At 63.2% G+C, this 21,861-nt stretch carries 23 protein-coding genes; 11 read left to right on the top strand and 12 right to left on the bottom strand.

The window, feature by feature from the left end; translation table 11 throughout:
* Positions 1 to 156 precede the first annotated feature (156 nt).
* The 6 genes from MOD31_RS08035 (at position 157) to purM (ending at position 5,337) form a co-directional block, all read left to right on the top strand.
* Positions 157 to 999 carry a phosphatase PAP2 family protein gene (locus tag MOD31_RS08035; protein ID WP_223940971.1) on the top strand — a complete coding sequence of 281 codons (843 nt, stop codon included), beginning with the start codon at positions 157 to 159 and terminating at the stop codon, positions 997 to 999.
* 155 nt (positions 1,000 to 1,154) lie between these two features.
* Entirely contained in the window at positions 1,155 to 1,664 is a 510-nt protein-coding gene (gene uraD, locus MOD31_RS08030) for a 2-oxo-4-hydroxy-4-carboxy-5-ureidoimidazoline decarboxylase (protein ID WP_250820274.1), read from the top strand.
* Positions 1,661 to 2,002, top strand: a complete 342-nt coding sequence (gene uraH, locus MOD31_RS08025) for a hydroxyisourate hydrolase (protein ID WP_250820273.1) — start codon at positions 1,661 to 1,663, stop codon at positions 2,000 to 2,002. The genes uraD and uraH overlap by 4 nt, the downstream gene beginning before the upstream one ends.
* 89 nt (positions 2,003 to 2,091) lie before the next feature.
* The gene (locus tag MOD31_RS08020) at positions 2,092 to 2,424 is read left to right on the top strand and encodes a hypothetical protein (RefSeq protein WP_142937893.1); all 333 of its coding nucleotides are present in this window, start codon (positions 2,092 to 2,094) and stop codon (positions 2,422 to 2,424) included.
* 136 nt (positions 2,425 to 2,560) lie between these two features.
* The gene (gene purF, locus MOD31_RS08015; protein WP_250820272.1) at positions 2,561 to 4,192 is read left to right on the top strand and encodes an amidophosphoribosyltransferase; all 1,632 of its coding nucleotides are present in this window, start codon (positions 2,561 to 2,563) and stop codon (positions 4,190 to 4,192) included.
* Entirely contained in the window at positions 4,189 to 5,337 is a 1,149-nt protein-coding gene (gene purM, locus MOD31_RS08010; RefSeq protein WP_250820271.1) for a phosphoribosylformylglycinamidine cyclo-ligase, read from the top strand. The genes purF and purM overlap by 4 nt, the downstream gene beginning before the upstream one ends.
* Positions 5,338 to 5,408: 71 nt before the next feature.
* On the opposite strand, the gene MOD31_RS08005 is transcribed toward purM, so the two are convergent.
* The 3 genes from MOD31_RS08005 to MOD31_RS07995 form a co-directional block, all read right to left on the bottom strand.
* Positions 5,409 to 6,179, bottom strand: coding sequence for a VOC family protein (locus MOD31_RS08005; protein ID WP_250820270.1), 771 nt, complete (start codon positions 6,177 to 6,179; stop codon positions 5,409 to 5,411).
* Entirely contained in the window at positions 6,176 to 6,958 is a 783-nt protein-coding gene (locus MOD31_RS08000; RefSeq protein ID WP_250820269.1) for a VOC family protein, read from the bottom strand. Before MOD31_RS08000 ends, MOD31_RS08005 begins: the two co-directional genes overlap by 4 nt.
* A 184-nt stretch (positions 6,959 to 7,142) precedes the next feature.
* Positions 7,143 to 7,367 (bottom strand): DUF3073 domain-containing protein, encoded by a 225-nt coding sequence (locus MOD31_RS07995; RefSeq protein WP_011776148.1) that lies wholly within the window; start codon positions 7,365 to 7,367, stop codon positions 7,143 to 7,145.
* A 243-nt stretch (positions 7,368 to 7,610) separates the two neighbouring features.
* On the opposite strand from MOD31_RS07995, the gene MOD31_RS07990 reads away from it, so the two are divergent.
* Positions 7,611 to 8,540 (top strand): septum formation family protein, encoded by a 930-nt coding sequence (locus MOD31_RS07990; protein WP_250820268.1) that lies wholly within the window; start codon positions 7,611 to 7,613, stop codon positions 8,538 to 8,540.
* A gap of 4 nt (positions 8,541 to 8,544) precedes the next feature.
* On the opposite strand, the gene clpB is transcribed toward MOD31_RS07990, so the two are convergent.
* Positions 8,545 to 11,208 (bottom strand): ATP-dependent chaperone ClpB, encoded by a 2,664-nt coding sequence (clpB, locus tag MOD31_RS07985; RefSeq protein WP_142937887.1) that lies wholly within the window; start codon positions 11,206 to 11,208, stop codon positions 8,545 to 8,547.
* Positions 11,209 to 11,355: 147 nt separating this feature from the next.
* Here clpB and MOD31_RS07980 point away from each other — a divergent pair, with 147 nt between their 5' ends.
* Positions 11,356 to 11,973, top strand: a complete 618-nt coding sequence (locus MOD31_RS07980) for a pyridoxamine 5'-phosphate oxidase family protein (protein WP_250820267.1) — start codon at positions 11,356 to 11,358, stop codon at positions 11,971 to 11,973.
* Between the two features lie 8 nt (positions 11,974 to 11,981).
* Here the strand turns inward: MOD31_RS07980 and MOD31_RS07975 are convergent, their stop codons facing one another.
* Genes MOD31_RS07975 through MOD31_RS07960 form a run of 4 tightly spaced genes read right to left on the bottom strand, consistent with a single transcriptional unit; the run spans position 11,982 to position 15,087 of the window.
* Positions 11,982 to 13,055 carry a sulfate/molybdate ABC transporter ATP-binding protein gene (locus MOD31_RS07975; RefSeq protein ID WP_250820266.1) on the bottom strand — a complete coding sequence of 358 codons (1,074 nt, stop codon included), beginning with the start codon at positions 13,053 to 13,055 and terminating at the stop codon, positions 11,982 to 11,984.
* Positions 13,052 to 13,864: an ABC transporter permease gene (locus tag MOD31_RS07970; protein ID WP_223940980.1), complete on the bottom strand. Its 813-nt coding sequence runs from the start codon at positions 13,862 to 13,864 to the stop codon at positions 13,052 to 13,054. Before MOD31_RS07970 ends, MOD31_RS07975 begins: the two co-directional genes overlap by 4 nt.
* Before the next feature lie 15 nt (positions 13,865 to 13,879).
* Complete coding sequence (gene modA, locus MOD31_RS07965; RefSeq protein WP_250820265.1) at positions 13,880 to 14,680, bottom strand: molybdate ABC transporter substrate-binding protein; 801 nt, start codon at positions 14,678 to 14,680, stop codon at positions 13,880 to 13,882.
* Positions 14,677 to 15,087, bottom strand: coding sequence for a molybdopterin-binding protein (locus MOD31_RS07960; RefSeq protein ID WP_250820264.1), 411 nt, complete (start codon positions 15,085 to 15,087; stop codon positions 14,677 to 14,679). Before MOD31_RS07960 ends, modA begins: the two co-directional genes overlap by 4 nt.
* A gap of 286 nt (positions 15,088 to 15,373) precedes the next feature.
* On the opposite strand from MOD31_RS07960, the gene MOD31_RS07955 reads away from it, so the two are divergent.
* Positions 15,374 to 16,708: an FAD-binding oxidoreductase gene (locus MOD31_RS07955; protein ID WP_250820263.1), complete on the top strand. Its 1,335-nt coding sequence runs from the start codon at positions 15,374 to 15,376 to the stop codon at positions 16,706 to 16,708.
* A 132-nt stretch (positions 16,709 to 16,840) separates the two neighbouring features.
* On the top strand, positions 16,841 to 17,710 hold the full coding sequence (locus MOD31_RS07950; RefSeq protein ID WP_250820262.1) for a DUF4031 domain-containing protein: 870 nt from the start codon (positions 16,841 to 16,843) through the stop codon (positions 17,708 to 17,710).
* A gap of 35 nt (positions 17,711 to 17,745) precedes the next feature.
* On the opposite strand, the gene MOD31_RS07945 is transcribed toward MOD31_RS07950, so the two are convergent.
* A complete protein-coding gene (locus MOD31_RS07945; protein WP_250820261.1) occupies positions 17,746 to 18,252 on the bottom strand; it encodes a hypothetical protein in 507 nt (168 codons plus the stop codon).
* Between the two features lie 59 nt (positions 18,253 to 18,311).
* Between MOD31_RS07945 and MOD31_RS07940 the strand changes: the two genes are divergently transcribed.
* Complete coding sequence (locus MOD31_RS07940; RefSeq protein ID WP_250820260.1) at positions 18,312 to 19,973, top strand: sialidase family protein; 1,662 nt, start codon at positions 18,312 to 18,314, stop codon at positions 19,971 to 19,973.
* Positions 19,974 to 19,986: 13 nt separating this feature from the next.
* Here the strand turns inward: MOD31_RS07940 and MOD31_RS07935 are convergent, their stop codons facing one another.
* From MOD31_RS07935 to MOD31_RS07925, 3 genes are all read right to left on the bottom strand, one after another.
* A complete protein-coding gene (locus tag MOD31_RS07935; RefSeq protein WP_062068115.1) occupies positions 19,987 to 20,388 on the bottom strand; it encodes a YccF domain-containing protein in 402 nt (133 codons plus the stop codon).
* A gap of 119 nt (positions 20,389 to 20,507) precedes the next feature.
* Positions 20,508 to 20,960 carry an SRPBCC domain-containing protein gene (locus MOD31_RS07930; protein ID WP_250820259.1) on the bottom strand — a complete coding sequence of 151 codons (453 nt, stop codon included), beginning with the start codon at positions 20,958 to 20,960 and terminating at the stop codon, positions 20,508 to 20,510.
* 292 nt (positions 20,961 to 21,252) lie between these two features.
* The gene (locus MOD31_RS07925; protein ID WP_250820370.1) at positions 21,253 to 21,849 is read right to left on the bottom strand and encodes a phosphoribosylanthranilate isomerase; all 597 of its coding nucleotides are present in this window, start codon (positions 21,847 to 21,849) and stop codon (positions 21,253 to 21,255) included.
* Between the last annotated feature and the right edge of the window lie 12 nt (positions 21,850 to 21,861).

Genomic DNA, 21,861 nt, shown 5'->3' with positions numbered 1-21,861 from the left:
CCCAACGTTGCGGGGCCCGCTCTGCACGCTAAAACGCCCCCATAGCGCGCAGAGTGGGCCTCGCAACGTTCTGGGAGAGGGCCAAAACCAATCCTCCAAGGCCTAACTGCTAAGGTTACTCACCAATACTGAGGCCGCCACGGATAGGGGACGAGAGTGACGACTGAAGGAAAAACCGAAGGCAACGGGGCACCCGAGCAAGGCGTCACGGGCGAGGTTAGCCAGGACCGGTTCGTCGCCGGCCAGGATCTGACGCGCTGGAAATCCCCTGCTGGACGGATACTGGCCGGAGGCGCTGAGAAGGTCACCTCCCTACTGGGCCCCTACGCAGCGCTGATCATCACCCTTGTTGCTGGACTTGCCGTTGCCTTGTCCCTGGCATTGGTGTTTGGTGAGGTCTATGAGTCCGTGACGGAGGCGGACGGCGTCGCCGGGCTTGATGATCCCGTGCTGGCAGCAGCCAAGAGCGTGCGCTCCCCCGCCTTGGACGTGGCTGCCACGGCATATACGAACATCGGCGGAACGGTAGGCATGCCCCTCATCGCCGTGGGCATCATGATATTCCTCGCCACCAAACGGAGGTCGTGGACTCCTGTGATCCTGATGCTCGCAGCGGGGCTGGGTTCTCTGGTCATCACCCTCCTGGGCAAGCCCATCTTCGGCCGCAGCCGCCCGGACATCGCCGACGCAATTCCACCCTACGAACACTCGGCATCATTCCCCAGCGGCCATTCGCTCAACTCGATTGTGATTGCCGGAATCGTGGCCTACTTGATCATCCTGAGGCTCAAGACCACCAAAGCGAGGGTTATCACCGTGCTGGTCGCGTCGGTGTTCGCCTTCACCATGGGCCTGAGTCGGGTTTACCTTGGCCACCACTGGCTGACGGATGTCTTGGCGGCGTGGGCTATTGGCATCGCTTGGCTGGCGTTGGTCATCACGGCGCATCGCCTCTACCTCACGGCGCGAACGCGCCGTCACAGCGCGGTAGCCTCTTGACACCGACCCGCCAACTCGGCTTAACTGAATTACGTATGCTGAAATAACAGTTCCATGATGCGGAAGCTTGAAGCACGGGCTTCCTCCTGCAGCAGCAGGGGTTCCGCATAGCCCACACCATGGATGCCAGCATTTTGCATGAGGATGACACAAGCATGGAGCTTGCAGTATTCAACAGTGTTGACCGGGACCAGGCCATCAGGACCCTCACCCCTTGCCTGGATATCAGCCGTTGGGTGGAGACCATCGTGGACGCGCGTCCCTACGCCAGCGTCGACGAACTGCTGGGGCAGGCCCAGCGTGCCGCCGAGCCATTCACAGCGGCCGAGGTGGAGTCCGCCATGGCGCACCACCCCCGAATCGGCGAACGCCCCAAAGCCCAGACCACCGAGGCGGCCATGTCGCGTTCGGAGCAGGCAGGAGTTGATCCCGGCGACAATCACACAACAGCCGCACTCGCCGAGGGCAACCGGGCGTACGAGGAGAAGTTCGGCAGGGTCTTCCTGATTCGTGCTGCCGGTCGCAGCGCCGAGGAAATCCTCAGCACCCTGCAGGAGCGCATCACCCACACCCCTGAAGAAGAAGACACGATCGTGGCTGGCCAGTTGCGGGAGATCGCACTGCTGCGCCTCTCCGGACTGATCAGCGAAGGAGCCAACGCATGAGCGTTTCACAAGTAACAACCCATATTCTCGACACCGGTTCCGGACGCCCGGCGGCGGGTGTCGCCGTCGTACTCTACGTCCGCGAAGGTGACGGCTGGACCCTGGTGGCGAAGGGCGAAACCGACGCCGACGGCCGCATCAAAACGCTCGGACCGGAACGGATTCCGGGCGGTGCCTACCGCCTGAACTTCGCCACGGGTGCTTACTACGAAGGCCTGGGCACCGAAACATTCTTCCCGGAAGTGGACTTGAACTTCACAGTCTCCGACGCCGGCGAGCACTACCACGTGCCCCTGCTGCTGAGCCCGTTCGCGTTCTCGACGTACCGCGGCAGCTAACTCCAGCAGTTTGTGTACAGATAATGCCCTTAAGGAGTCTCCTTAGGGGCATTATCTGTACACAAACGCGGAACGGTACGCTTGAAGGCATGGCTTCAGAGGACACCACCCCCAACTCCGCCCGACGCGAGATCACGGTTCGCCGGGCACCCAAGTTTGTACCCTTCATGATTTTGGGGGCCGTGGTTGGTGCGATCGTGGCCGCAATTATCGCCTATGGCCGCCAGGCCGATCCCGCTTTCGACGCCGGCACAGTGTTCGGCTTCTTCCTGATCGTCTGCGCGGGCGGCGGCGTCATCCTGTTCTCGATTCTCGCCTTGATCCTGGACCGCATCAGCGTCAAGCGCACCCAGCGCGCCGTGGTTGAGCCCGTTCCGGACTCGGTTCCGGATGAAGGGCCAGAGCACGACGACGGCCGCTGAGTCAGGCGCTTGACCCGCCTCTTCGGAGGCTCGTCGGATGTGAGACACACCGCATTTTCTTGGGAACACGCCAGTTCGCGGGGTCACATAGCCCGCGGGGGAACGTACCACGCCTACATCATGAGACAATCGACCAGTGGCACGTGGCGACGGAAAACTTTCTCATGATCTTCTCCCCGGCGAAAAAGGCCCTCAGGACGCTTGTGGCGTCTTTGGGGTTTGGGCTCCCGGTGAAGAAGTAGCAAAACTCACCTATTACGGGCTGTATGCGCTGCAGCACCGCGGACAAGAATCGGCTGGTATTGCTACCAGTGACGGCAAGCGCATTAATGTCTATAAGGACATGGGCCTTGTGTCCCAGGTCTTCGATGAGACAACCCTGAACACCCTGACCGGGCACCTGGCCGTTGGCCACTGCCGGTACTCCACCACCGGTGCAAGCCACTGGGCCAATGCGCAGCCCACCCTGGGCGCTACCGCAACAGGCACTGTTGCCCTGGCCCACAACGGCAACCTGACCAACACCGCTGAACTCCGGGAAATGATCCTGGAGCGCAACGACGGCCAGCTGACTGGTGAAATGAAGCAGGGCAACACCTCGGACACCGCACTGGTGACCGCTCTCCTTGAGGGCGAAGAGGGAAAGACCCTGGAGCAGACCGCACTGGAGCTGCTGCCCAAGATCAAGGGTGGCTTCTGCTTCGTCTTCATGGATGAAGGAACCCTCTACGCAGCCCGCGATACGTACGGCATCCGCCCGCTGTGTCTGGGCCGCCTGGAGCGCGGCTGGGTTGTCGCCTCTGAGCAAGCCGGCTTGGCTACTGTTGGCGCCAGCTTCATCCGTGAGATCGAGCCCGGCGAATTCATTGCCATCGACGAGGACGGCGTCCGTTCGCAGCGCTTCGCCGAGGCAACTCCCGCCGGCTGTGTCTTCGAGTACGTTTACCTCGCCCGCCCGGATGCTGCCATTGCCGGCCGCTCCGTGTACGAGGCCCGTGTTGAGATGGGCCGCCAGTTGGCCCGCGAAAACACGCATGAGGCAGACCTGGTCATTCCAGTTCCCGAGTCCGGTACCCCCGCGGCTGTTGGTTACGCTGAGCAGTCCGGCATCCCGTTCGCGCACGGCTTCGTCAAGAACGCGTACGTGGGCCGCACCTTCATCCAGCCCTCGCAGACGCTGCGCCAGCTGGGTATCCGCCTGAAGCTCAACGCCCTGGAATCCGTGATCCGTGGCAAGCGCATTGTTGTGGTGGATGACTCGATCGTCCGCGGCAACACCCAGCGCGCCATTGTCCGGATGCTCCGCGAAGCCGGTGCGGCAGCCGTGCACGTGAAGATCTCCTCCCCTCCGGTTCAGTGGCCTTGCTTCTACGGCATCGACTTCGCGTCCCGCGCAGAACTCATTGCGAACGGCGCCACCATTGAGGAGATCTCCCAGGCTATCGGCGCTGACTCGCTGGCCTACATCTCCGAGGACGGCATGATCGGCGCTACCCAGCAGCCGCGCGAACGCCTCTGCACGGCCTGTTTCACCGGCAAATACCCCATCGAGCTGCCGCACGCGGACAAGTTGGGCAAGAACCTGCTGGAGCGCACCGATCTTGGTGGCCTGGAATCGGCCGCCCAGACCGAGTCCGTGGACGATACCGAGGACCCTGCCGACAAGCCGGGTGCCACGGGTTGCGATCCCGGACCTGACGCTGAATTCGAAAACCTGCTTACCGACGCTGATCGTTTGACCGACGCCGACAAGAAAGAGTCTGTATGAGCTCCGCAACACCCGCCGCTGAGAACAACTCCGGTATCACCTACGCCTCCGCGGGTGTCGACGTCGAAGCGGGAGACCGCGCCGTCGAACTCATGAAGGGCGCCATCAAGGCGACCCACAACACCTCGGTGATTGGCGGCGTCGGCGGTTTCGCTGGCCTGTACGACGTCTCAAAGCTGCTGACCTACAAGAAGCCGCTGCTGGCAACCTCCACTGACGGTGTTGGCACCAAGGTGGCCATTGCCCAGGCCATGGACATTCACGACACCATCGGTTTCGACCTTGTGGGCATGGTGGTGGACGACATCGTTGTGGTGGGTGCTGAGCCGCTCTACATGACCGACTACATCGCCTGCGGCAAGGTTGTCCCGGAGCGCATCGCTGACATTGTCCGCGGTGTCGCTGCTGCTTGCTCCGTAGCTGGGACCGCCCTGGTGGGTGGCGAAACCGCTGAGCACCCGGGCCTCCTGGGTGAACACGAGTATGATGTGGCAGGTGCCGCTACCGGCATCGTGGAGGCCGACGCCCTGCTGGGCCCGGACCGCGTCCGCGCCGGCGACGTCGTAATCGGCATGGCCTCCTCCGGCCTGCACTCCAACGGTTACTCCCTGGTCCGCCGCGTCATCAACCACGCCGGTTGGGCCCTGGACCGCCAGGTGTCCGAACTCGGACGCACCTTGGGCGAGGAACTTCTGGAGCCCACCCGCGTTTACGCAGCCGACTGCCTGGACCTGGCCCGCGCCTTCCCGGTGCACTCGGCCAACGCGGTTCACGGCTTCAGCCACGTCACAGGCGGTGGCCTGGCCGCCAACCTGGCCCGAGTCCTCCCGCAGGGCCTGGTGGCCACGGTTGACCGCAACACCTGGGAACTGCCCGCCATCTTCAAGTTGGTCTCCGAGCTGGGCAACGTTCCGCTGGCCGACCTGGAGCGCACGCTGAACCTTGGCGTGGGCATGGTTGCCATTGTTTCGGCCGAAGCAGCAGACACCGCAGTGGCCCGCCTCAACGACCGCGGCCTGCCGTCCTGGGTGATGGGCACCGTTTCCGCGGACTCTGACTCGATCGACAAGACCGGCCCGGACTACGTCCAGGGCGCCAAGGGCGTCGACGGCGGCGCTGTCCGTTTGGTGAACGCCTACGCCTAAGCGCGTTATTGCTTTGTAGAGAGAGCGGCCGGGCAGTGCCCGGCCGCTCCCCTTCTGCTCTTTTGCTCTTCCTAGACCTGAATCAGGCTCAGTACCCCGCCTTGCGGATCCCGGATGGTAGCGAGGGAGCCCGTCTCAGGCTTGTCTTCCGGCTCCACCAGAAGCTCTCCCCCGGCTTCCACGGCCGCCTCAGCTGCTGCGCGCAGATCCGCTACGCCAAAGTAAATCTGCCAGCCGGCGTCATCGCCCTCATCGGCAGGAACAACGCCGGCCACTTCGTCACCGTTGACCATCAACGTGCTGTAGCTGCCACCGTCGTCCTGGGGATATTCAGTGACTTCGTGCTTGAAAAGCTGCTGGAAAAACGCGACGGCGGCCTGCGGCTCAGGCGTCAATAGTTCAGCCCACGCCAACGCCCCTGGCTCGTTGAACAAATGACTACCTGTGTGGGTTCCGGCTTGCCAGATCCCGGTGGTCCCACCGCCCGGAGGTTCAATGAACGCCAGGACTCCCGTGTCCGCAACGGGCTCGGGACCGAACTGAAGCTTGCCACCAGCGTGGACCGCGTCCTCGGCAATCTCGTCGGTGTCAGTGGCCGATAAATAGATGTTCCACTGGCCATGCGTGCCAGCGGCCTCCTGCCTCGGATTTTGCGGCGCAATGACGGCCACCAGCTGATCCTTGACGAACGCCTGCGCATAGCTGCGGCCGTCCGGGGTGGGCAGGTCCTTGAAGGTCCAGCCGAACACCTGCCCGTAGAAGGTCTTGGCTGCCGCGACGTCCCTCGTCTGAAGGTCGGCCCAGCACGGCTCACCACTGGCGTAATGCTTGCGGGAGCTCATGCCGTCAAACCTGTCATGATGCTGAACGCTGCGCCCGCAGGGTCCATGAGAACTGCCATTCGTCCAACTCCCGCTACGTCGAAGGCCGGGGCGATCACGTGGCTCCCCAGCTCAACGGCCTGCTCCACCGTGGCGTCAATATCCACCACGTTGAAGTACGTCATCCAGAACGGGGACAGCCCCTCAATGGGCAGCTTGAGCGCACCGGCAATTCGTCTCCCACTCACCAGCAGGCTGGTGTACTCCTGCAGCTCACCGGCTGGCCCGGTTTCGCTGCTGCACCCGGTCACAGCTTCGTAGAAGGCTACGGCTTTGGGGACATCATTTGTCTGCAGTTCATTCCAAATCATGGCTCCCGGCTCATTGACCAGACCCGACCCGGGATGGCTGCCGGCTTCCCAGAAACCAATCTGGGCACCGGTGGGATCTGTGGCGAAGAACATACGGCCGCTGCCGTTAGGAACCGAGTCAGGCGGGAAGAGAAGGGTCCCACCCGCAGCTTCCACCCGCCGTGCGGCTTCGTCGGCGGAGTCCACCGCAAGATAGTTGGCCCAATAGGAGGGCATTCCCTCGGGTGCATCAGGCTGGTGCTGCATCATCCCGGCCACGTAGCGGCCGTGGAGTTTGGCCATGTAATAAGTCATGCCATTTCCAGCATCCATGGCGTCCAGCTCCCATCCGAAGAGGTCGCTGTAAAACTTCTTGGAAACATCAATGTCGGTGGAGGACAGGTCCACCCAACACGGCGTTCCCTGCTGATAACTCTGGACCTCCGGCATGGATTACCCTTTCGATGCGCTCGGACTCCAGCCTACGCAAAAAAGGACCCCCAGGGTACGCCAATGATCGGCGTGGCCTGAGGGCCCTTTTCAAAAGAAATACGGCATTCAAAAATGCGCGATGACCGTAATGTACGACGGCGGTCCGCAACTCAGCGCCAAAGGCACCTGTTGGTTGCGACAGCTATCCGATCCGACGGGTGTCTACCTCGTCGTCGTCATCTTCCGCGTACTTATCCTCGTAGGCCGAGTAGTCCGGCTCCGGGGGATCGTCGGGGAAGTGGCTCTTTACACGACTGGACGGACCCGTGAGCTCCCGCTCAAGTGCCGAATAGTCAGTGTTCGGGGAGTAGTACTTAATATCCCGAGCCTGCTTGGTAGCTTTTGCCTTTTGACGGCCGCGCCCCATGGCGTGACCCCCTTTTGTACTTGGACCGGAGGTGGTCACCTTGGCTATCGGTGAGGCCCCGGAATGTTTGGTCAATTTGTCGTATGTCTAGATTACATGCTTTCGAGGGTGCCTGCGCGCCACCGGGAGCCCGCGCCCGGGCCGACTACAGTCGAAACCACGCCGACGCACCTCCAAGAGAGGCGAAAATTGGGTAGAGTCGGCCTCAATGCGGCTCCACAGCAGGAAGGCACACCCCGGAATATGAGCCAGGACAACACTTCACCCCGCGATGGTTCACCACGCGATCAAGGCGAGGATGGAGTACCTTCCGCGCCCCAAACGCCGCCGTCACCAAGCCAACAACCGCCAGCAGCTCCTTGGGCGCCGCCGTCAGGCCTTCAACCGGATCCCGCCCCTGAGCTTGACCCGGATTTTGTGCCCAACCCGGCAGAGCAGCCCGACCCCGCGCTGCCACCCACGGAAGCAGACTCAGGCAAAGACGGCGCCGCACCCATTTACGCGGGCTCACAGCCTTACCAGGGCCAGCAGCCGGGCTCACAGGCTTACCAGGGCCAGCAGCCGTACGCACAGCCGTCCTATTCAGGCCAGCAGCCGTATACCAGCGAGCAACCTTACCCAGGACAACAATGGCCGGCCCCGGATGGGCAGCCGGAACCTCACGGAGACCCCATCAAGCGCCAACGTTTGGTGATCGGCGGGATCGTCGTGGGCGTTCTCATACTTATTGGTGTTGTCATCTGGGTTTTGCTCAACCTGCTGGGGACGCGCCCTGAAGCGGCCGTGTCTACGCCCAGCGCAGCCCCCACAGCCGGGCCGCTCCCCCGCGACGCGGAGGCCAAGGACTTCCAAGTGGGCGACTGCTTCTCAGACTTTGATGCCAACTCTTCAAAAGCCAGAACCGTTGCCTGCGACACGGAGCACTCCGCCCAACTGGGTGCCGTCTTTAGCTATGCGGCTGATGAGTCCTTCCCGGGAACCAACGCCCTGAGGGACAAAGGACGCGAGGTTTGCAAGGACGTGAAGCTCAACGAGGCGGCCGACAACTACGTACTGCTCCAGCAGAACGTCTACCCGAGCACCACTAGTTGGGATCGGGGCGACCGCCGCGTTGATTGCTTCATCGTGGTGGATTCAGGCAACACCATCAAGGAGGATCTCCTCAAGAAGTAGCCCGCTATCCCTGCTTCCTGCGGACCGTGAGGCCCGTACCGGCGGGAGTGCCGCCGTCGGGACCCGTCAGCGCTTCGAAGCCCTCAACGGTGAGTTCGTCCAGATCAGCGGCGGTGTCCACCAGCACGGTGTCGCCGTCGCTGATTTCGCCTGCAAGAATCTCCTTGGCGAGGCGGTCGCCGATCTCCCGTTGCACCAGTCTGCGTAGTGGCCGTGCACCGTAGGCGGGATCGAAGCCGGACATGGCCAACCACGCACGTGCGCCATCAGAGACTTCCAGGCTCAGGCGGCGCTCACGGAGCCGGTTGCCCAACTCGGCCACATGCAACTCAACAATCCGGGCCAGTTCCTCCACGGACAGCGGATCAAACAGCACGATCTCGTCCAGGCGGTTCAGGAACTCCGGTTTGAAGGATGCCTGGACCACCGCCATGACAGCCTCACGCTTCGCCTTGGCATCCATGGTCGGGTCCACCAGGAACTGGCTGCCGGAGTTGGACGTCAGCACCAGGATGGTGTTGCGGAAGTCCACGGTGCGGCCTTGGCCGTCGGTGAGTCGTCCGTCGTCCAGAACCTGCAGGAGGATGTCGAAAACCTCGGGGTGGGCCTTCTCCACCTCGTCCAGCAGCACCACGGAGTAGGGCCTGCGGCGGACAGCCTCGGTCAGCTGGCCACCTTCCTCATAGCCGACATATCCCGGAGGGGCACCCACCAGGCGGGCCACCGAGTGCTTCTCGCTGTACTCGGACATGTCGATCCGGATCATGGCGCGTTCGTCGTCAAAGAGGAAGTCCGCGAGTGCCTTGGCCAGCTCGGTCTTACCCACACCGGTGGGCCCAAGGAACAGGAAAGAACCTGTGGGACGGTTGGGGTCGCTGATGCCGGCACGGGCACGGCGCACGGCGTCGGACACAGCTTGGACGGCTTTGGTCTGTCCGATGAGCCGCTTGCCGAGTTCCTCTTCCATGTGCAGCAGTTTCTGCGATTCGCCTTGGAGCATGCGTCCGGCCGGAATCCCGGTCCATGCGGAGATGACCTCGGCGATGTCGTCCGCAGTCACGTCCTCCGCCACCATGAGCTCGGGCTTGGAATCGCTGCGGGCTGACTCCTCCTCGGCAGCGGCGCTCAGCTCCCGCTCCAGGGCCGGCAGCTCGCCATAAAGGATCCGCGACGCCGATTCGAGGTCGCCTTCACGCTGGGCTTTGTCCGCGACGGAACGCAGTTCGTCGATCTTCGCTTTAAGATCACCAACTCGGTTGAGCCCGGCCTTCTCGGCTTCCCAGCGCGCATTCAAGGCACTCAGTTCTTCGTTCTTGTCGGCTTTGTCCGCACGGAGCGCCGCCAATCGTTCCACCGAGGCAGGATCGGTCTCGCCTTGGAGGGCCAGTTCCTCCATGGTCAGACGGTCCACGGCACGGCGAAGCTGGTCGATCTCCTCCGGCGCCGAATCGATTTCCATGCGGAGCCTTGACGCGGCCTCATCAACGAGGTCGATTGCCTTGTCCGGAAGCTGCCTGCCAGAGATGTACCGGTTGGACAGTGTTGCGGCTGCCACCAACGCTGAGTCGGCAATAGCCACCTTGTGGTGTGCCTCGTAGCGCTCCTTCAAGCCGCGCAGAATGCCTATGGTGTCCTCAACACTGGGCTCGCCGACGTAGACCTGCTGGAAGCGGCGCTCCAGCGCAGGGTCCTTCTCGATGTTCTCGCGGTACTCATCCAAAGTGGTGGCACCAATCAGGCGCAGCTCGCCGCGGGCCAACATGGGCTTGAGCATGTTGCCGGCATCCATGGCGCTCTCACCTGTGGCGCCAGCCCCCACCACCGTGTGGATCTCATCAATGAACGTGACGATCTGACCGTTGGAGTTCTTGATTTCCTCAAGGACAGCCTTGAGTCGTTCCTCGAACTCGCCACGGTATTTGGCGCCGGCCACCATGGAGGCGAGGTCCAAGGCGATGAGGGTCTTGCCACGCAGGCTCTCCGGAACGTCACCGGCCACCATGCGCTGGGCGAGGCCTTCGACGACGGCAGTCTTGCCAACGCCGGGCTCGCCGATCAGCACGGGGTTGTTCTTGGTGCGGCGGCTCAGGACCTGGACGACGCGTCGGATTTCGCTGTCGCGCCCGATGACGGGATCCAGTTTGCCGGAACGGGCCACAGCAGTGAGGTCAGTGCCGAATTTCTCCAAGGCCTGGAAGGTGTTCTCCGGATCCGGCGAGTTGACGTTCCTGTCGCCACGGACACCCGGCAAGGCGGCGAGCAGCGCCTCATGGGAGGCACCGGCGTCGCGCATTAACTTCCCGACGGCGTCGCTTCCGGCCGAGAGCCCCAGCAGTAAGTGCTCGGTGGACACGAAGGAGTCACCGAGTTTGTCGGCCTCGGCTTGGGCCGCCTGGATGGCCTGCATGGACTGGCGGGACAACTGCGCCTGCTGGACCGAACTACCCGAGGAGGAGGGAAGCGCTTTGATGGCCGAGCTGGCCTGTACGCTCACTGCATCAGGGTCTGCACCGGTAGCACGCAGCAGTGCCACAGCGACGCCCTCGCGCTGGTCCATGAGGGCCTTCAGCAGGTGGGCGGGCTCGAGCTGCGGGTTGCCCGCAGTCGAGGCGTTCATGGCGGCCGCAGAAAGGGCCTCCTGGCTTTTGGTGGTGAATTTGACGTCCAAAGAGTGCTCCCTTTCTGGAGTTGAACCAATACTTTCAAAGTTGAGTCTACTACGCTCAACTTTAATTTTGGCCCACTGTGTTCCATGTTTGCCCACGGCGAAACCAGTGTCCAGAGTCCGCGGGAATCGTGTGGGTAGGCTGGGGCCATGGAGACCATTTCAACCGCGGCCGAACTTGAAGAACTCATCGGATTGCCCCTCGATCGCGTGCGCCAAAAGGTGCGCACAGTCCTCAGCGATTTCGACCGCCAATGGCTGGCAGCCAGCCCCTTCTGCGTGATCTCGACGACGGACGCGCAGGGTCGCGTGGACGCCTCACCCAAGGGCGATCCCGCGGGCTTCATTCAGGTCCTGGACGAGCACACCATCGCCATCCCGGAGCGGCCCGGCAACAAGCTGGTGTTCGGCTTCCACAACATCCTTGAAAACCCGAACGTCGGCATCCTTTCCGTCGTCCCGGGCCGCACCGACACCCTCCGGATCAACGGGACCGCACAGATTGTCCGCGATGCCGACTTCTTCGATCTCATGGTGGTCAAAGGGCACCGGCCGCGCGCCGCCGTCGTAGTTTCGGTGGAGGAAGTGTTCACGCACTGCGGCAAGGCGTTCATGCGCAGTGGCCTGTGGCAGCCCGAAACCTGGGGTACCGACGGCCTGCCGAGCATCGCGGCCCTCGCCAAGACTTACACCCAGCCCGAAACGCCGCTGGAAGACCTGGAGTCTTACTACGGGCCGTCCTACGCCGAAAGGATGTACCGGGAATGACCATGGGCTCAGGCCGGGTAGACGGACACCAGCGCGGACTTCACCACGAACCGCACCTCCATGCCCGGCGCCAGGCCCAGGTCAGCGGACGCTGCCGGAGTGATGTCGGCGGACAAAGCCTGGACGGGATCTCCGGTCCTTGCGCGAACCCGGATCTGATCACCATGCGGTTCAAGGTCAGTGATGACCACGGGAAAAGAGTTGCGCGGGCTTCCGTGCACCTCACCCAAAAAGACGGAAACACTCGACGGCGGGAACGCGGCCACGCCTGCCTGGCCGGGCAGGGGTAACCAGTCAGGATCGTGCTGGCCAGCGAAAACCCGGCCATCCGGCGTCGTGATTCCTTCCTCGGTGATGATCCCGGTGACGAGGTTCAGCCCTGCGAGTCCGGCGGCGAAGTGGCTTCGTGGCCGTTCAAGCACTTGGCGCGTGGGCCCTTCTTCGGTGATGCAGCCACCCTCCACCACCACCACGCGGTCGGCCAGCATGTAGGCGTCCAGGACATCGTGCGTGACAACAATGGCCTTGCGATCCCTGAGGACCCGCTTGAGCACACGGCGCAGCAACGGGGCAGCATGGATGTCCAGCGCGGCCATCGGTTCGTCAAGCAGCAGGAGTTCGGGATCGGCGGCCAAGGCCCGGGCAACCGCCACCCGCTGAGCCTGCCCACCAGACAGCTGGGCAGGCTTGCGGTCAGCCAACGGGAGGGCGTCCACCTCAGCAAGCCAGTGGCGCGCAGTTTCCCTGGCCGCTGCCTTCGAAATGCCGGAGCTGCGCGGCCCAAAAGCCACGTTGTCCAGGGCGGTCAAATGCGGAAACAGCAACGCTTCCTGGGCCAAAAGCGCAGTCCCGCGAAGGTGCGGCGGGCTCCACAGGCGGGTTCCGCCGTCGAGCCTGAAGAGCTCCCTATCCCCGATGCGTGCCGAACCGGTGTCCGGCCGCAGCAATCCGGCAATGACCCCCAGCAGCGTCGACTTGCCCGCGCCGTTGGGTCCCAGGACGGCCACCGTCTCGCCCTCGCGGAGGCTGAGGGACATGTGGAAGTTCCTGCCAGGCATGCTGGCCTGCAGCTCGAAGCTCATGGCCGGACCTCCGCGGGCTGGGCGCTGCGGCGGCGACCGTAGCTCAGCCCAACCACCGCCACTGCCACCGCCACCAGCACCAAGGAAAGTGCGACGGCGGCATCGGCGTCGGTCTCGCGCTGCAAGTAGATTTCCAACGGCAAGGTGCGGGTAATCCCTTCGAGGCTGCCGGCGAAGGTCAAGGTAGCGCCGAACTCGCCCAAACTGCGAGCGAATGACAACACTGCTCCGGACGCAAGCCCGGGCAAAACCAGCGGCAGCGTAACCCGACGAAGAACGGTGGTGGGCCGTGCGCCCAAGGTAGCCGCGACGGCCTCGTACTTACTTCCAGCTGAACGGAGCGCGCCTTCCAGGCTCACCACAAGGAACGGCAAGGCCACGAACGTCTGAGCCAGAACAACAGCGGTAGTAGTGAACGCGATCTGGATTCCCACCAGCTCCAGGGATTTGCCGAGGAGACCCTGCCGGCCGAAGGTGTACAGGAGCGCAATGCCCCCCACCACCGGCGGCAGCACCAGCGGCAAGAGGACGAACGCCCTCAGTAACCGCTGCCCCGGAAAATCGCCACGCGCCAGGACCAACGCCAAAGGAACACCCAGCACGATGCACAGAACGGTGCTGGCTGCCGAGGTCCGCAGGCTCAGGCCAAGCGCGGCCAGCGAGGACTCGGAGGTAATGAGCGGGATGAACTGTGGCCAGTTCACCCGCAACACCATCGCCGCCAAGGGAAGCACCATCAAAAGTCCACCCCCGGCCGCGACCACATAAATCCAGCGCGGGACGCCGTGGTAGCCGCTATGCCTGATCATTCCCCGTGGCCTCCGCTAAGGCGTTCCGAAGCCGGCATCCCTGAGGACCTTCTTGCCTGCTTCACTGGTGATGTTTGCGATGAAGGCGGCTGCGAGTTCCTTGTTCTTACTAGTGCCAACCGTGGCAATCGGGTAAGTGTTGACGGCCTTGTCCGATTCCGGGAATGCTATGCCCTTGACCTTGTCGCCGGCCCGCTTTACATCCGTAACGTAGACCAGGCCGGCGTCAGCCTCGCCCGAGGTGACTTTGCCAAGGACATCGGTCACTGACGATTCCTCGCTCACCGGGCTCAACGTTGTTCCCGCGGCCTTTTCAACGGCCTCCGTTGCAGCGCCGCAGGGAACCTGGCTGGCGCAGGTCACCACTTTGACGCCAGGCTTGGCAAGGTCCGCAAAAGAAGAGATCGACGCCGGATTGCCGGGCGGGACGGCGATCTCCAGGACGTTGGTGGCGAAGTTGGTTGCGGTGCCCTCCACAAGGTCCTGGTCGGCGAGCTTGGTCATGTTCCTGGTATCGGCCGAAGCGAAAATATCCGCGGGAGCGCCTTGGGTAATCTGCGTGACCAGATCTGAGGAGCCCGCAAAGCTGAGAGTCACTTTGGTGCCCGGGTGCTGAACTTCGAAGTCCTTGGCCAACTGGGTGAAGGTGGTTTTCAGGGATGCCGCAGCGAAAACGGTGATCTCTCCGGACATGGACGACCCCGGGTTGGCCGAGCCTGTGGACGGACGTGTGGTGCCCGAGGCGCAGGCCGCCAAGCTTGCCGCGACCGCACCTGCAACCATTAGTGCGGCAAGAGGCTTGCGGAGGATGCTCATATGACGCTCTTTCCCTGCGGTGTTTCGATGATGACAGTGGTGGCCTTCACTACGGCTGTGGCTACCGAGCCGAGCTCCAACCCGAGTTCCCGGACGGCTTCGCTACTCATCAGCGACACCACGCGGAACGGGCCACATTGAAGCTCAACCTGGGCCATCACTTTGTCCGCGGTGATGCCAGTGACCAAGCCGACGAAGCGGTTACGTGCTGAGCTTGCCGCGCGGGAAGGATCATCAGGGAGATGGGACTGCCCGCGGGCAAGGGTGGCCAGTTCCAGTCCATCCACCGCGAGCCGCCCGGCTGAGTCCCTCAGGGCAGTGAGAGTTCCATTTTCCGTCCATCGCCTCACGGTGTCGTCGCTGACACCTAGGAAACGCGCGGCTTCGGAAATTCGTATGTGCGGCATAAATGCATCATAGTGCCGTATTTGCGGATCTGGGGCACCTGTTGATCCGCAAACAAAAGATGACCGCGGACAGCGGGCCGCCCGTTGGCTGCACCCTTTTCCGTCGCCCGCAGCCTTTTGCATTCTTGGCGCATCCGATGCCGCCCGACGCTTCCGTAAGCTCTGGTGCGCATGGCGGAAAGTGGTGCGCCGCCGTCGTCGTACTTCTTTGCGTTACCCATGGTCCACGGGGACCGGCCGCCGTACCCTGTTCTAGGGGAGAGTTTCATATTCAAAGGAACGTCCCATGGAATGGATTCGGCCGGACAGCCCGGACTACGACGACGCCCGAAAACTCTTCAATGCGATGATCGACCGCAGGCCGGCTGTCATCGCTAAATGCTCGGATTCCGGCGAGGTTGCCGAAGCGCTGCTCTATGCGCACAACCATAATCTGGACGTCGCTGTGCGCTCGGGCGGGCACTCGGTGGCCGGCATGTCCACCAACGACGACGGCTTGGTCATTGACGTCCGCCCCATGAAGTCCATCAGCGTGGACCCCGATTCCAAGACCGCCACGGCCGGCGCTGGACTCACGTGGGGCGAGTTCGACCGCGCAACCCAGCAGTACGGGCTGGCCGTGACGGGCGGACGCGCCTCTACCACGGGAGTCTCGGGCTTCACACTTGGCGGTGGTTCCGGATGGCTGGAGCGCTCATACGGATTCGCGTGCGACAACCTGCTCTCGGTAGACCTCGTCACAGCCTCCGGCGATCGCGTGACCGCCAGCCGGGACGAGAATCCGGAGCTGTTCTGGGCCCTCCACGGAGGCGGCGGAAACTTTGGCGTGGCTACGTCCTTGACGTTCCAGCTCCACGACCTCGGACCTTCGGTGGTGGCCGGCCTCATGCTGTTCCCCGGGGACGACGCACCGGATCTGTCGCGCGCCTACCGGCAGATTGCTTTGGAGGCACCCGACGCCGTGGGGACAGCACTGGTGTACCTCACCGCCCCGCCGGAAGAGTTCGTCCCCGAAGAGATGGTGGGCAAGCTCGCCGTCGGGATGGCATACATCTACGCGGGCGATCTTGAGGCCGGCGAGGAGCATGCAAAGCCGTTCAAGGACCTCGGCCCCTCGGTGGACCTGGTTTCACCCATGGGATACGCGGACTTCCAATGCATGATCGATGACCCTCCGGACCTCTACAACTACTGGAGCGCCGACTACCACGACGAACTGTCCGATGCTGCCCTGGACCTCCTGGTGGACTCGGCACAGCGCCTTCCAGGCCCGCACTCGCAGCAGCTGGTGGCTCGTTGGGGCGGAGCCGTGGGCGGACCGGCTGCCGCGAACACACCATTGCAACACCGCGGAGCCTCGTGGGTCAGCCACCCGTTCGGCCTGTCCGAGACCCGTGAGGGCGGGCAGGAAGCCAAGGCTTGGGTCAAACAGTTCCGGCAGGACATCGCTCCCCACACCACGGGCGGCGTATGGCTGAACTTCATTGGTGACGAGGGTCAAGACCGGATCATGGCGGCCTACGGCGAACAGAACTACCGCCGGCTGTCCTTGGTGAAGGGCGAGTTCGACCCCGACAACGTGTTCCGCGGCAACCAGAACATCCTGCCGGCCGAGCGCTGAGTTTCCTGCACTCCTTCCCAGTTGCCGTGATCAGCGCGGGCAGTGAAGCCTGTACTTCCGGGACGGTAGCACGGCGGTAGACGTCCCGATGGCCGGCAACTGGGAAGGATCGTCCGGGACTACACTTTGGCCATGGCCATCTACGTGGATCCGCCCTTGTGGCCAGCGCATGGAACCGTTTTTTCACACCTGGTTTCGGACACGTCGCTGGAAGAGCTGCACTCGTTCGCAGCCTCCGCCGGCGTTCCCGAACGAGCCTTCGACGGAGACCACTACGACGTCCCCGAACGACGATACGACGACCTCGTATCCGCGGGCGCCATCCCTGTGGAGGCCCGCATCCTGGTCCGCAAACTCATAGCCAGCGGACTCCGCATCCCCGCTCGTGAACGGAGCAAGGCCTTGACAATACCTTTAATGGAACGATGGAACAGCACCTATCCCGGCCACGAGGAGCTGGGCCTTGAGTTGCTGGAACGCTGGGGAGAGGACCGCAGGAAGTACCACAGCCGGACACATCTCCTGGCAGTCCTTGAGGCCTTGGATGTGCTGGCCGAACCGGACCAGCCTGCCCGAACCGTCCTGCTGGCAGCATGGTTTCACGATGCCGTCTATGAAGGTGTGGCCGGGCAGGACGAAGAAGAGTCCGCTCGCTTGGCAGAGGACCGGCTAACGTCCACTGGTTTGGCTCCGCACGAGGTGGCCGAGGTGGCACGCTTGGTCCGGCTCACCGCCACACACAGTCCAAAGACAGGCGACTACGCGGGTGCAATGTTGTGCGACGCAGACCTCTCGGTGCTCGGCAGCGACCAGCAGTCCTATGCCCGCTATCGTGCCGCCGTCCGCGAAGACTACGCCCACGTCAGTGACGACGACTTCGCGAAGGGGCGCGCCGCCGTCGTACGTGACCTCCTGAGGCTGGATCCCCTGTTCCACAGCGAACGCGCCAAGGCACTCTGGTTGACGGCCGCGCGACGGAACCTCACCGGCGAACTCGGGTGAGCGGTTCGCTCGACGCCCCGCGCGAGTTCCGCGCTTCAGCCGTGCGCGAGGAGTTCCAGTCCTACCACCGCCAAGCCCAGGAGGAACTCCGCACCGAGCACAATCACCTTCTTCCACCAAGACATCTTCACCCGGCGAACCGCCAGATAGCCGATGAGGACCAGGGCAGTAATCAGGGCGACCGTTGATGCGCGCAATGAGGTTTCGACGCTCCACCGGCCCATGGCGGCCACCGCGATAAAGATCAATGGGAGAACAATCGCCCCGAAGGCGCCGAAGCTGGTCCGCGCCATATGCGCCAGCTCAGAACGGCTGGGGGTCTTCGCATGCACGGCCAGGTGCGAGACGAAGTCGGCCACGAACACCGCCAGCAATGTTCCCACCACTGTGATGGCCAGCGTCGAAGCGGCTTCCCCTGGAGTGAGTGTCTCCGCGTGCGACTGCAGGGCGAGGACAACCGCCAGCCCGGCGAAGGTCACATAGACCCGCTCCTTAAGTGCTTCGGCTCGGTGCTGGGCGCTGGGCTGGGCTTTGGTGGTCACCCGCCAAGATTACTCACAACGTTTCTGGTGGTCTTTGCGGCCGGGGCTACCATGGAGGTGTGACCTCCTACCTCCTGGATTCCCCCAAACTCCCGCTGGCTGTACCCGACGTCGAACACGTCCTGGCTGTCCGCGGCGTGGGCGGCTACCGCCAGTACCGCATCCCGGCCCTCGCCGTCAGTACTCGGGGAACCGTGCTGGCTGCCTACGACGGCCGACCCAACTTGGACGACCTCCCCAATCCCATAGATCTTCTCCTGCGCCGCAGCTACGACAACGGAGTTACCTGGGAGCCTCAGCAGCTTGTGCGCACGGGCTCGGGGCTCCACGGCTTCGGCGATCCAAGCTTGCTGGTTGACACGGAAACCGGGCGGATTTTCATGTTCCACGCCGCAGGCACGCATGCGGGCTTCTTCGAAGCCGTCACCGGCTTGGAGCCCGAGGACGAGGTGCAGCATGCGGACGTCAGCTTCTCAGACGACGACGGCGACACCTGGCAACACCGCCGGCTCACCGGACAGCTCAAGCACGGTGCCGTCACTGGACTGTTCGCCGCGGCTGGTCAGGGAATCCAGATACACACCGGCCCTTTTGCAGGCCGGCTGGTGCAACAGTATGTGCTGTTGGCAGACGGAGCCATCATGGCTGCGTCCGCATACAGCGACGACCACGGCGGGACCTGGTCCCTCGGAGACATGATCGGAACCGGTCCCGGCGGCATTGGGCCCAACGAAAACAAGGTTGTGTGCTTGGACGATGGCCGGCTGCTCCTGCATTCGCGGGCAACGCCGTGCAGGTTGTCTGCTGTGTCCGAGGACGGCGGTCAGACATGGAGCCCGCTGCAGGCCATCCCGGAACTACCCGACCCCAGTGACAACGGCTCCGTGGCGCGCTTCGACGGCCTTCCCAGCGTTGATCCCTACGCGACACCTGCGACCTCCAAGTGGCTGATCGCCAGCAACAATCAGGACCCTCATCTTCGTCGGAACACGGTCCTGAGCCTCTCCCCCGACAACGGCGCCACCTGGCCGGCCAAGCTGTTGCTGTGCGAGGGCAGTTCCGCTTACTCGACGGTTACGCGGCTGCCAAATGGAAACATCGGGGTGCTGTACGAGCGGCACGGCTACCGCGAGATCGTGTTCGCGTCGATCCCTGCCCGGCAACTGACGGGGCAGCTTCACCGAGCTGCAGCGGTTCAGGACTCTTCGGACACTGCGGGGCTCGTCTTCGACATGGAGCTGCGGTCCATCACTCCGGGCAGGCCCGCGGAATGGCAAAACGCGGGTGACTACCACGTGATTCCGGCCAACAGCGATGGCGAATGGGACGTGCAGACCTGGAAGGAAATCGGCCAAGGCTACGCCGGTAACCAGGTCCTTGGCACCCGCGAAGCCCAAGACCTCAACTACGGCCCCATCATCGCTGGCTACAAGGCCGGGGACATCTTGGCTTTCACCGGACGCATCAGCAACCGCGGCACCGAGCCGGCTGCCGGCGTCGTGCTTCTCGGACCGCACAACAACCCCGACAATTTCCCGCCAACGGACCTGCAACCCGGCGAACACGCGCTGTACTCCACCCCGACGTACACCATCACGGAGACCGATCTGGCCCGGAAAACGCTGGACCTCACTTTCACGGCAGAGGCCGACGCCGGAAGGGTGCTTTCGGAGCGCACCTTCCGGTTCGACCTGCTCACCGGCGCAGTGGTTGCGTCTTAGCGGTAGGTGCTGCTTAGCGGTAGGTGCTGACGAACGGCTGGCTGGTGGGCACAATCTGCTTACCGAGGGGCATCAGCGATACCGGGATCAGTTTCAGGTTGGCAATGGCTAGCGGGATTCCAATGATGGTGATGGCCATGGCAACTGCCGTGACCACGTGACCGATCGCAATCCAGATACCTGCAACCAGAAGCCAAATCACGTTGCCCAAGAGCGCAAACACCCCGGAACCGCCCGGCTTCTCAACCACCATTTGGCCGAAGGGCCACAGGCAGTAAGCACCGATCCGGAACGAAGCGATGCCCCACGGGATGGTGACGATGAGCACGCAGCAAATGATGCCTGCCGCGAAGTAACCCAAGGCCAGCCAGAACCCACCGAAGACAAGCCAGATGATGTTAAGGAGCGTTTTCATAGTCTTCATTCTCCCCTGCAGGCCCGACAAAAAGCCTAGGGGTCTGCCCTGAATCTTCCCTGACTTCCAGCGGCGCCCAGTGGCGCGCGTACTCCTGTGTCACGCCACAGGGCATCGACTCAGCCGGCCAGGACGCCGTCCAACTTGTCGAACGAGGTAGCCCAGCCGTCGCGGGTCATCTCTACCCACTCCTCGGACGCAAACGGCCCCTGGGTGAGATTCATCCGGGTACGTCCGTTGAGGTCCTCGAATTCGAGGTGCATTTCCTCGTACTCGTGATCAGCGTCGGGAGCAGCTTTGGCCTGCGCCACCAGGAGAGCCGGACTGTTGAGCTCGGTGATGGTGGCCTCGATGGGCGCCGATTGCTCGCCGTTCTCATCCGACCACACCATGACTACCTGCCACACGCCGCCAACCCGGGGCTCAACGATGATCTGATCGCGGGGAGCCTCCACTTCCACGGGCCCGAACCACTGGGTGAGTTTGTCCGGCTCCATCCAGGCTTCAAAAACCTTCTCGCGCGGAGCATCGAATTCGCGGCTCATGGTCAAGGTGTGCTGTTCGGTGCTCATTGCGTGACTCCTGGCTTCCGTGGGTTCGAAGTTTCGAGGTTAATCGTGCTCTTGGAAGTGAGTCTAGGGGGTGCCCGCGACAGGCAGACCCTCTCTCACTAAATCGCGGGTTTCCACCGATCCTCTCTCACTAAATCGCGGGTTTCCACCGATCCTCTCTCACTAAATCGCGGGTTTCCACCGATCCTTCTCACATCACCACCAGGAAGAACGGGAACTGCGAGAGCGTCAGCGAAAAGCCAACGGGAAGTGCGAGAACGTCCGCGAAAAGCCAACGAGAAGTGAGAGAGCGTCAGGCCTTGGCTGCTTCGACGAAGGCACGGATCTTGGCCAGGTCCTTCACTCCGCGGGATGCTTCGACGCCAGAGGACACGTCCACTCCCCATGCACCGGCCGCCGCTGCTGCGAAGGCCACGTTGCCGGGTTCAAGCCCGCCGGCAAGGAGCCACTCGCGCCCATCGAGCTCTTTTGCGCGCACGGAGGCGTAGTCCCACGACTCCCCTGAGCCGGGAACAGCGGCATCGATCAGGAAAATGTCCTCGCCCAGATCAGCGAACTCATCTTGCGAGGCACCCATGGTGACGGCCCGGATGAGCCGCATCCCGGCGTCGTGCACTGTTGTGACGTCGTTGGCTGTCCGGTGACCGTGCAATTGCACCCATTCGAGGCCGGCGGCACGAGCCGTAGCCACCGCCGCATCGGCTTCCTCATGCCGGAAAACACCCACAGCATGGACACCCTCCGGCACCAGCGGCAGCAAAATGCGCACCTGGTCCGGGCTGACTTCGCGCGGACTGGCGGTGAGTACGAACCCGACCGCGTCCGCACCGGAGTCCACCGCTTCACGGACGGATTCGGGCGTGCTCAAGCCGCACACTTTGACGAACATTCCCATGCCTCC

This window comes from Paenarthrobacter sp. TYUT067, assembly GCF_023656375.1.
GTDB lineage: Bacteria > Actinomycetota > Actinomycetes > Actinomycetales > Micrococcaceae > Arthrobacter.
Note: the sequence above shows the minus strand (reverse complement) of the source record. Positions and strands in the feature narration are given on the sequence as shown.

Excerpts from the sequence above, each read along its gene's own strand:
- MOD31_RS07975 (WP_250820266.1), bottom strand. The coding sequence starts at position 13,055 with ATGAGCTTCGAGCTGCAGGCCAGCATGCCTGGCAGGAACTTCCACATG.
- MOD31_RS07950 (WP_250820262.1), top strand. The coding sequence starts at position 16,841 with ATGGCCATCTACGTGGATCCGCCCTTGTGGCCAGCGCATGGAACCGTT.
- modA (WP_250820265.1), bottom strand. The coding sequence starts at position 14,680 with ATGAGCATCCTCCGCAAGCCTCTTGCCGCACTAATGGTTGCAGGTGCG.
- uraH (WP_250820273.1), top strand. The coding sequence starts at position 1,661 with ATGAGCGTTTCACAAGTAACAACCCATATTCTCGACACCGGTTCCGGA.
- MOD31_RS08005 (WP_250820270.1), bottom strand. The coding sequence starts at position 6,179 with ATGAGCTCCCGCAAGCATTACGCCAGTGGTGAGCCGTGCTGGGCCGAC.
- MOD31_RS07955 (WP_250820263.1), top strand. The coding sequence starts at position 15,374 with ATGGAATGGATTCGGCCGGACAGCCCGGACTACGACGACGCCCGAAAA.
- purM (WP_250820271.1), top strand. The coding sequence starts at position 4,189 with ATGAGCTCCGCAACACCCGCCGCTGAGAACAACTCCGGTATCACCTAC.
- MOD31_RS07925 (WP_250820370.1), bottom strand. The coding sequence starts at position 21,849 with ATGTTCGTCAAAGTGTGCGGCTTGAGCACGCCCGAATCCGTCCGTGAA.
- MOD31_RS07935 (WP_062068115.1), bottom strand. The coding sequence starts at position 20,388 with ATGAAAACGCTCCTTAACATCATCTGGCTTGTCTTCGGTGGGTTCTGG.
- MOD31_RS07930 (WP_250820259.1), bottom strand. The coding sequence starts at position 20,960 with ATGAGCACCGAACAGCACACCTTGACCATGAGCCGCGAATTCGATGCT.
- MOD31_RS07960 (WP_250820264.1), bottom strand. The coding sequence starts at position 15,087 with ATGCCGCACATACGAATTTCCGAAGCCGCGCGTTTCCTAGGTGTCAGC.
- MOD31_RS08020 (WP_142937893.1), top strand. The coding sequence starts at position 2,092 with ATGGCTTCAGAGGACACCACCCCCAACTCCGCCCGACGCGAGATCACG.
- MOD31_RS08000 (WP_250820269.1), bottom strand. The coding sequence starts at position 6,958 with ATGCCGGAGGTCCAGAGTTATCAGCAGGGAACGCCGTGTTGGGTGGAC.
- MOD31_RS07980 (WP_250820267.1), top strand. The coding sequence starts at position 11,356 with ATGGAGACCATTTCAACCGCGGCCGAACTTGAAGAACTCATCGGATTG.
- uraD (WP_250820274.1), top strand. The coding sequence starts at position 1,155 with ATGGAGCTTGCAGTATTCAACAGTGTTGACCGGGACCAGGCCATCAGG.
- MOD31_RS07970 (WP_223940980.1), bottom strand. The coding sequence starts at position 13,864 with ATGATCAGGCATAGCGGCTACCACGGCGTCCCGCGCTGGATTTATGTG.
- MOD31_RS07995 (WP_011776148.1), bottom strand. The coding sequence starts at position 7,367 with ATGGGGCGCGGCCGTCAAAAGGCAAAAGCTACCAAGCAGGCTCGGGAT.
- MOD31_RS07990 (WP_250820268.1), top strand. The coding sequence starts at position 7,611 with ATGAGCCAGGACAACACTTCACCCCGCGATGGTTCACCACGCGATCAA.